Origin of the sequence: Microcystis sp. LE19-131.1A (genome assembly GCF_027532015.1) — a bacterium.
Classification (GTDB): Bacteria; Cyanobacteriota; Cyanobacteriia; order Cyanobacteriales; family Microcystaceae; genus Microcystis; species Microcystis ichthyoblabe_A.
On the sequence record NZ_JAPZSS010000317.1, the window covers coordinates 20,926 to 27,905 of the forward strand.

Here is a 6,980-nt window from a genome sequence, read left to right on the forward strand (position 1 = left end):
GGCCGTGGCTATAGGAGCGAGAAAAATCTTTCCCGCTTTATCAGCCTGCCCAACTTGAATGACTTTTTTGGAGTTATTTAAGCTGGCATCCCGTTAAATTCGTAAGTAGGACTAGACAGGGTTGCTGGTTCTGCCTAGATTGTTGCTGGTCTTTGTTTCTTGGGGACTTAAAGGGTTTATCTTCAGTATCCCGGCGAAGACCGAGCGACCAAGGCGGTTCTGCTCAGTAGTGCCTTTAGCACCACCTAAGACCGATTTTGGCCACGATCAAACATTATATAACATTTGTGACTTTTTAGGCAAGAGGTTTTTTCAGTCACCGGCAATGATCCTATCTAGTCTGGCTGAAGGAAGGGGGGACAATGAGGTTGAAGTCTAGGCTGGGTGCAGGGTCTAGCCTGTGGTTTTTTGGGAAAATCTCCTCGCTGTCACCCTTGAAATTGATTAACTTAATTCTCTCGTCTTCATTGCGGGGAAAGTCTCAAGGTTTTTCCCTATCCCCCACACCCTGTCTCACTTTCAATCTGCTTGTCATCCCTTCAGGTTTCTGGCACTTTTTTAGCCAAAAAATTCGCAAAACTCTTTTATAGCAAGGCTTAAACTGATATTCAGCAGATTGCAATTATAGTATTTATCTTAATGGTGAGGTACAAAGTTTTGGTTTGGGGGAATCGGTCGTTGGTGGTCGCTATCAAATTAGGTTACACTGCTTGATGGGGATTAGTTTCAATGGGGGGGGATGACAGCATTGTACTATCATCCCTTGTTTGGAGGTTAAATCGCTTGCAGGTCTTTTTCTCCGGTACGGATGCGGACGATCTGTTCCACGGGGGAGATAAAGATTTTACCGTCTCCGATTTCACCGGTACGGGCTGCCGAAATCAGCTTATCGACGACCATATCGACTTGCTTATCTTCGACGACGATCTCGATCTTGAGTTTTTGGAGAAATTCGACGGTGTACTCGGAACCGCGATAACGTTCCGATTGACCTTTCTGACGACCGAAACCTCTAACTTCGGAGACAGTCATGCCGACAATGCCCGCGTTAACTAGGGCGATTTTCACCTCTTCCAGTTTAAAGGGTCGGATAATCGCTTCTACTTTCTTCAAAATATCTATCTCCTCGTTGCGTGACGATACCTTCTTGGTGAATTAACTGTTAATTCTAAACGCAGAATCCCGACAATAGCGCTTAAAGTCATGATTTCTTCAATTATTGGCCTTGGCCACAGTCTTCTGTGGTGAAAAATTTCTGGGTGGGAATTGGCCCACCCGAGACCATGAATAAACCAACTAGAGAGATAATCCTAACTGAAGACCAAAAACACCGTGAACTAGCAGTAAAATTAGGGCAATACTGCCGATATAGGCGTGAACAGTTCGGAAAAGTTCTTTTTTCCCGCCAGCGAAGCTAGTGAGGGATAATAATCCATTGAAAGCTAATAAACCGATGGCGATCGATCCTGTCCAGAAATGGCTGCTTTCGAGGATTGGATGTTTCTGTATGACTAGGGATAAAATACCGCCGGTGTAACCGAGAGTGATAAATAAAAATAGCCAGGGGGCGAGTTTGCGGTGATCAGCCCGATTTTTGGCTACTACTTCCCCATCTTGGCTTAAACGGCTTTGCCAACCGGCATAGGCAGTATAACTACCCATAACTAAAACCACGATCCCCATCATGACTGGATGTCCCCAATGAACGATCGGTTCGGGAGTTCCGAGACTGCGAAAGGCAGCGGCGATCGGCTCTAGCGCATCACTTAAACTTTGATTCATGTTTGTTACCTAACTTTACAAAACCCTTTTGCCTAAGATTTTAGCCGATCTCCAGCCTGGAAAAACTGCGGTTAGCTGAAAAAATGTCAAGCCTTCGCTAAATTTCTTAACATTTCCCCTAGAGATGAGCGGAGAAATATAGAATAAAGGCAGGGGAAACTAGGGATCCCCATGGGGATTAACCCCTAGGAGGGCATTATGACTTATCTGCTCAAAGATCGGCGGTCGGCTGGGAGACTATTAGCTATTTACTTGACAGAATATACCAATAGTGCTAGAGCGCTGGTGTTGGCTTTGCCCCGGGGTGGGGTTCCGATCGCCTTTGAAATTGCCCAAAGGTTACATTTACCGCTAGATCTGTGTTTGGTGCGAAAATTAGGTGTACCGGAGCGCAAAGAGCTAGCTTTTGGGGCGATCGGTCAGAATGGGGTGCGGGTAATCAATGAAAGTGTCGTTGAAGACTTGCACCTATCGGAGGCGATGATGGAAAGGGTAGCAAAGGAAGAAATGATCGAATTAGAGCGACGTGATCGTTTATATCGAGGTGAACGCCCCTTTCCGGACGTGACGGGAAAAACGATTATTCTAGTAGATGATGGTATCGCTACGGGAGCAACGATTAAAGCGGCGATTCTGACCCTTAAGGCTGAAAATCCCGATGCTATTATTATTGCTGTTCCTGTTGCCCCGCCGGAGGTCTGTGAGCAATTAGAAAAATTAGTTGATCGAGTAATTTGCCTACATAAACCCTACGAATTGAGATCAATTTCTCTTTGGTACGAGGACTTTTCCCAAACCAGCGATGAGGAGGTGCAAACACTTTTAGCCAGCGTCGATAGTTCTTTGATTCCAGTTTAGGGAGATGGGGAGAATAAATAAAAGCAATTTCCTGAATTCTGAATTCAGAATTCCACAGCATCGGTATCAACGGTATTGGTTGGGGAAGAAACTTCAGTTTGATTATTTACTCTCCCGGGACGGCGAGTGCGATAATCAAGAACTAATCGGGATAATTCCGTGGTTAAAAGGGTGAGGACAATCCCATCATCAATCCAACCAATAATCGGGAAAACGTCAGGAGAAATATCGAGGGGACTAAAAAGATAAACCATAGTTCCCAGAATGATAATCCAACGATATTTAGGGTGAGTGATTTTGCTGCTGTACCAGTTGTAAAAAGATTCAACAATCGGTTTCATTAATTTGTCCTCGTTGACGGCGATAATTTAATTTTGTCAGGTTCCCCTTGGGGCTGATAGTGCGGTTTTACACCCATTATGTAGGGTTATCCCCGCTAATTATCCACTAAAAAAGCCCAGAAGAAAATTCACCTTTAGGGATGAGCCTGAAATATTATTACTGGATGCTTAAGAGGGGAGATAGTGGCATCCTTATCACCTATAATAGGCGATGACAAACTAATCAATTATCTGCCAGTTTAAGGATGGAAACCCTCTTTCATCTAGTTGCTTTTGCCTTTGTCTTCGCTTTTGGTGCCTCGGTGGGCAGTTTTTTAAACGTGGTCATCTATAGATTACCTAAGGGGATATCTCTAGTTTCTCCCCCTTCCCACTGTCCGAAATGTCACCACAGGTTGGGTAAAAGCGAGAATATACCCGTTTTCGGCTGGTTATGGCTAGGTGGTCGCTGTCGCTGGTGTAGAACACCGATTTCTGTCCGTTATCCAGCGATCGAAACTTTTACCGGTTTGTTATTTTGTCTGGTTTTAGGAGATTTTAGCTTTTCTTGGCAGACCCTCGGCTATTGGATTCTCCTCAGTTGGTTATTAGCTTTAGCTTTGATTGATTTTGACACGATGACGCTTCCTAACTCCCTCACCCAATCGGGATTAGTTTTAGGGATAGTTTTTCAGACTCTTTTAGGTTGGCAAAATAATCAAAGTGTTATCTATCTCTTTTCAGCGATCGCTAGTGCGGTTTTAGGAGTCTGGTTATTTGATCTAATCCGGTGGGGGGGGAGTTTTGCTCTCGGACAACAGGCCATGGGGGGAGGAGATGCGAAATTAGCGGCCATGATCGGCGCTTGGTTAGGATGGCAAGCATTATTAGTCACCGCTTTTCTGGCCTGCGCTATTGGGGCGGCGATCGGTATTATGGGCATTTTTCTTGGTAAAATGGGGAAAAAACAAGCTATACCCTTTGGGCCATTTCTTGCCCTCGGCGCTCTGATGAGTGTCTTTTGGAGTGATAAGATTATCTCAGCCTATCAAACCATTTTTTTCCCTTTGTTGTAAAAAAGTTATCCTGTAATTAAATCTTGATACAATAGTCTTCCGTGTCTTGGATCACCATTAGAACAACCCCCAGTCTAGGGTAAGCCGATTGGCTGCAGGAAATGCTCAAAGCTCACGACATCCCCAGTCGCGTTATCGCTATTGGCCCTGGTATTTATTGCGGCCAGGGTCATCAGTCCGCTCTACAAGTACGTCCCCAAGATCGCTGGACAGCACTTTTGTTATTAAGTCCTCTAGAAGAAAGTCGATAAATTATCTTTATTTTAAACTATGTCTCTATTTGATTGGTTTGCAAATCGCCAAAAAACAGAACCCAAGGTTCAACAACAACAGGAGCGGGAAATAGCCGACGGTTTATGGACAAAATGCCCCAATTGCGGCGTTTTGGCCTATACGAAGGATTTATTAGCTAATCAACTGGTGTGTCTCGATTGCGGTCATCATAATCGGGTGGAAAGTGAAGAAAGAATTCGCCAGTTAGTGGATGCTAATACTTGGAATTCCCTTGATGAACAGATTCGACCGACGGATCCGCTCAAATTTCGCGATCGGAAAAGTTATAGCGATCGCCTCCGAGAAACCCAAGAAAAAACTGGTCTGACGGATGCTGTCCGGACGGGAATGGGGACAATCGATGGTTTACCCTTCGCTTTAGGGGTGATGGACTTCCGTTTTATGGGAGGTAGTATGGGATCGGTGGTGGGAGAAAAACTCTGTCGTTTGACGGAACGCGCTACCGATGAAAGTTTACCCCTGGTGATCATCTGCGCTTCCGGTGGGGCGAGAATGCAGGAGGGAATGTTAAGTTTAATGCAGATGGCTAAGATTTCTGGCGCTCTTAACCGGCATCGGGAAGCAAAGTTACTCTATATTCCTGTCTTGACTAATCCCACCACGGGAGGAGTCACGGCCAGTTTTGCCATGTTGGGAGATATTATTATCGCCGAACCGAAGGCTACTATCGGTTTTGCTGGGAAGCGGGTAATTGAACAGACTTTGCGCGAGAAATTACCGGAAGGTTTCCAAACATCGGAATACTTGTTAAAACACGGGTTTGTCGATGCGATCGTTCCCCGTACCCATCTCAAGAAAACCCTCGCTCAATTAATTAGTTTACATCAGCTCTTTTTCCCCTTGTTATCCCCCCTCAACAGTCATCATCAATACAGTCAACCGGAGTTAATCCCCCTGAAAACAGCCCAGGGACAAACAACAGTTTAACTGTTCTAAGACGGCTCTGGAGTTGCCAGCCCGAGCATTTGTACTAAAATTTTCCCGATCAGCAGTTTAAATGTAGTACACACCACACTTAGCTGGGTTGACAGCGATCGCAAAGTCCAAAAAATTCGAGAGTATGGTAATAAACCTTGAATTGGTGGGATTTTTCGAGTTTTTCTTCCAATTCATGAACGGGACACTCATTAAAGACGATAGACCGACCGCAATGAATACAGGTAAGATGGTGTTGATCCTGCTGAACGGAACTGTAGAGGGATTCTCCTGTGGCTAGGGTTCTCACCTGCACTGCACCCTGTAATTTTAGGGATTCTAGGGCGCGGTAAACAGTGGCTAACCCCATATTTTGGTCACGCTGACGGAGTTCCACAAACAATTCCTGAGCGGATACTGCCCGATTTAAGGTTTTGAGTAAGTGGATAATGCGCTCTTGCGATCGGGTGCGTTGGGATTTCATATCAAAAAGGTCAGCGATCAAAGTTAATTCTATGCCAAAAAATTATCAGTGCTTTATTTATGTTACCCTGCGCCCTTCGGTTCTCGATCCGGCGGGTACAGCGGTAGAGTCGGGATTAAAGCAATTAGGTTATGATACTGTGGCCGGGGTGCGAATTGGTAAGTATATTGAGCTTACCGTGACAGCAGCGGACGAAACCAGCGCCCGCGAACAATTGGATCAAATGTGCGATCAACTATTGGCTAATCCTGTAATTGAAAATTATCGCTTTGATTTGCATTGTCAGTAGATAGAAGTCAGAAGACGGGAGGTAGGGCAAATAATTAAAATTTATCTGTCACCTTCTGCTAAAAAACTTAACCAAGTTAAAAATTATGAAGTTTGGGATTATTGTTTTCCCCGGATCGAATTGCGATCGAGATGTGGCAACGGTGACAGAGGGTATTTTTCAGCAACCCACCCGCTATATTTGGCATCAAGAGACGGATCTAGGGGATGTGGATGTGATTGTGGTGCCGGGGGGATTTAGTTACGGCGATTATTTGCGCTGTGGTGCGATCGCTCGATTTTCGCCAGCGATGAAAACTGTCCGAGAAGAAGCCGAAAAAGGTAAATTAGTTTTAGGCATCTGTAACGGTTTTCAGGTATTAACGGAAATTGGGCTGCTACCCGGTGCGTTAATTCGTAATCGCGATTTACATTTTATTTGCGATCGAGTGCCGGTAAAAGTGGAAAATAATCAATCTGTCTGGACGCGGGGTTATCAACCGCAACAGGTGCTTAATTTGCCCATTGCTCACGGGGAAGGGCGTTATTATGCCGCAGAAGATACGTTAAAATCTCTAGAGGATAACGGTCAAATTCTCTTTCGTTACTGTACTCCCACAGGAGAGGTAAATGAGTCTGGTAATCCCAACGGATCGTTAAATAATATTGCAGGAATTACCAATAAAGCAGGAAATGTGCTAGGAATGATGCCTCATCCCGAACGGGCTGCCGATCCGCTGCTCAATTTGACCGATGGTAGTTTATTATTTCGGGAGATAACAGGTAATTGTGCTGTCCTGATGTGAGGAATGTTGACATCCTCGCCGCCGTAAAACGGACGGCGATTCCCAAACCTCACGATTTAGGTTTCTGCTTCTTTCCCGAAGGATTTTTCGCACCTGCCTTAACAGATTTACTCTGTTCTGGTCTTATGGTCGCTCTACAGACTGACACCGCAAGCCCTGCGGCCAAAATATTTTTACT

10 protein-coding genes and 1 pseudogene are annotated in these 6,980 nt (G+C 45.1%); 6 read left to right on the forward strand and 5 right to left on the reverse strand.

Features of this window, described 5'->3' with window-relative positions:
- Positions 1 to 774: 774 nt before the first annotated feature.
- Both O9323_RS22040 and O9323_RS22045 read right to left on the reverse strand, forming a co-directional pair.
- Entirely contained in the window at positions 775 to 1,113 is a 339-nt protein-coding gene (locus O9323_RS22040) for a P-II family nitrogen regulator (protein WP_002746593.1), read from the reverse strand.
- Between the two features lie 183 nt (positions 1,114 to 1,296).
- Positions 1,297 to 1,782 carry a DUF4079 domain-containing protein gene (locus O9323_RS22045; protein WP_024971054.1) on the reverse strand — a complete coding sequence of 162 codons (486 nt, stop codon included), beginning with the start codon at positions 1,780 to 1,782 and terminating at the stop codon, positions 1,297 to 1,299.
- 198 nt (positions 1,783 to 1,980) lie between these two features.
- Between O9323_RS22045 and O9323_RS22050 the strand changes: the two genes are divergently transcribed.
- Positions 1,981 to 2,640 (forward strand): phosphoribosyltransferase, encoded by a 660-nt coding sequence (locus tag O9323_RS22050; RefSeq protein ID WP_002753915.1) that lies wholly within the window; start codon positions 1,981 to 1,983, stop codon positions 2,638 to 2,640.
- Between the two features lie 44 nt (positions 2,641 to 2,684).
- On the opposite strand, the gene O9323_RS22055 is transcribed toward O9323_RS22050, so the two are convergent.
- The gene (locus tag O9323_RS22055; RefSeq protein WP_002753917.1) at positions 2,685 to 2,981 is read right to left on the reverse strand and encodes a YkvA family protein; all 297 of its coding nucleotides are present in this window, start codon (positions 2,979 to 2,981) and stop codon (positions 2,685 to 2,687) included.
- A gap of 245 nt (positions 2,982 to 3,226) precedes the next feature.
- Between O9323_RS22055 and O9323_RS22060 the strand changes: the two genes are divergently transcribed.
- From O9323_RS22060 to accD, 3 genes are all read left to right on the forward strand, one after another.
- The gene (locus O9323_RS22060) at positions 3,227 to 4,036 is read left to right on the forward strand and encodes a prepilin peptidase (protein WP_002753919.1); all 810 of its coding nucleotides are present in this window, start codon (positions 3,227 to 3,229) and stop codon (positions 4,034 to 4,036) included.
- Positions 4,037 to 4,137: 101 nt separating this feature from the next.
- Positions 4,138 to 4,287: a hypothetical protein gene (locus O9323_RS22065; RefSeq protein ID WP_002753920.1), complete on the forward strand. Its 150-nt coding sequence runs from the start codon at positions 4,138 to 4,140 to the stop codon at positions 4,285 to 4,287.
- 19 nt (positions 4,288 to 4,306) lie between these two features.
- Positions 4,307 to 5,257, forward strand: a complete 951-nt coding sequence (gene accD / locus O9323_RS22070; RefSeq protein ID WP_149107427.1) for an acetyl-CoA carboxylase, carboxyltransferase subunit beta — start codon at positions 4,307 to 4,309, stop codon at positions 5,255 to 5,257.
- Positions 5,258 to 5,345: 88 nt separating this feature from the next.
- Here accD and O9323_RS22075 read toward each other — a convergent pair whose 3' ends face one another.
- Positions 5,346 to 5,729: a Fur family transcriptional regulator gene (locus O9323_RS22075; protein WP_002734059.1), complete on the reverse strand. Its 384-nt coding sequence runs from the start codon at positions 5,727 to 5,729 to the stop codon at positions 5,346 to 5,348.
- A gap of 31 nt (positions 5,730 to 5,760) precedes the next feature.
- Between O9323_RS22075 and purS the strand changes: the two genes are divergently transcribed.
- Both purS and purQ read left to right on the forward strand, forming a co-directional pair.
- Entirely contained in the window at positions 5,761 to 6,018 is a 258-nt protein-coding gene (gene purS, locus O9323_RS22080; protein WP_002732994.1) for a phosphoribosylformylglycinamidine synthase subunit PurS, read from the forward strand.
- An 85-nt stretch (positions 6,019 to 6,103) separates the two neighbouring features.
- On the forward strand, positions 6,104 to 6,802 hold the full coding sequence (gene purQ, locus O9323_RS22085) for a phosphoribosylformylglycinamidine synthase subunit PurQ (RefSeq protein WP_002732490.1): 699 nt from the start codon (positions 6,104 to 6,106) through the stop codon (positions 6,800 to 6,802).
- A 49-nt stretch (positions 6,803 to 6,851) separates the two neighbouring features.
- Here purQ and O9323_RS22090 read toward each other — a convergent pair.
- Positions 6,852 to 6,980: pseudogene (locus O9323_RS22090) on the reverse strand (RNA-guided endonuclease TnpB family protein); the annotation flags it as partial.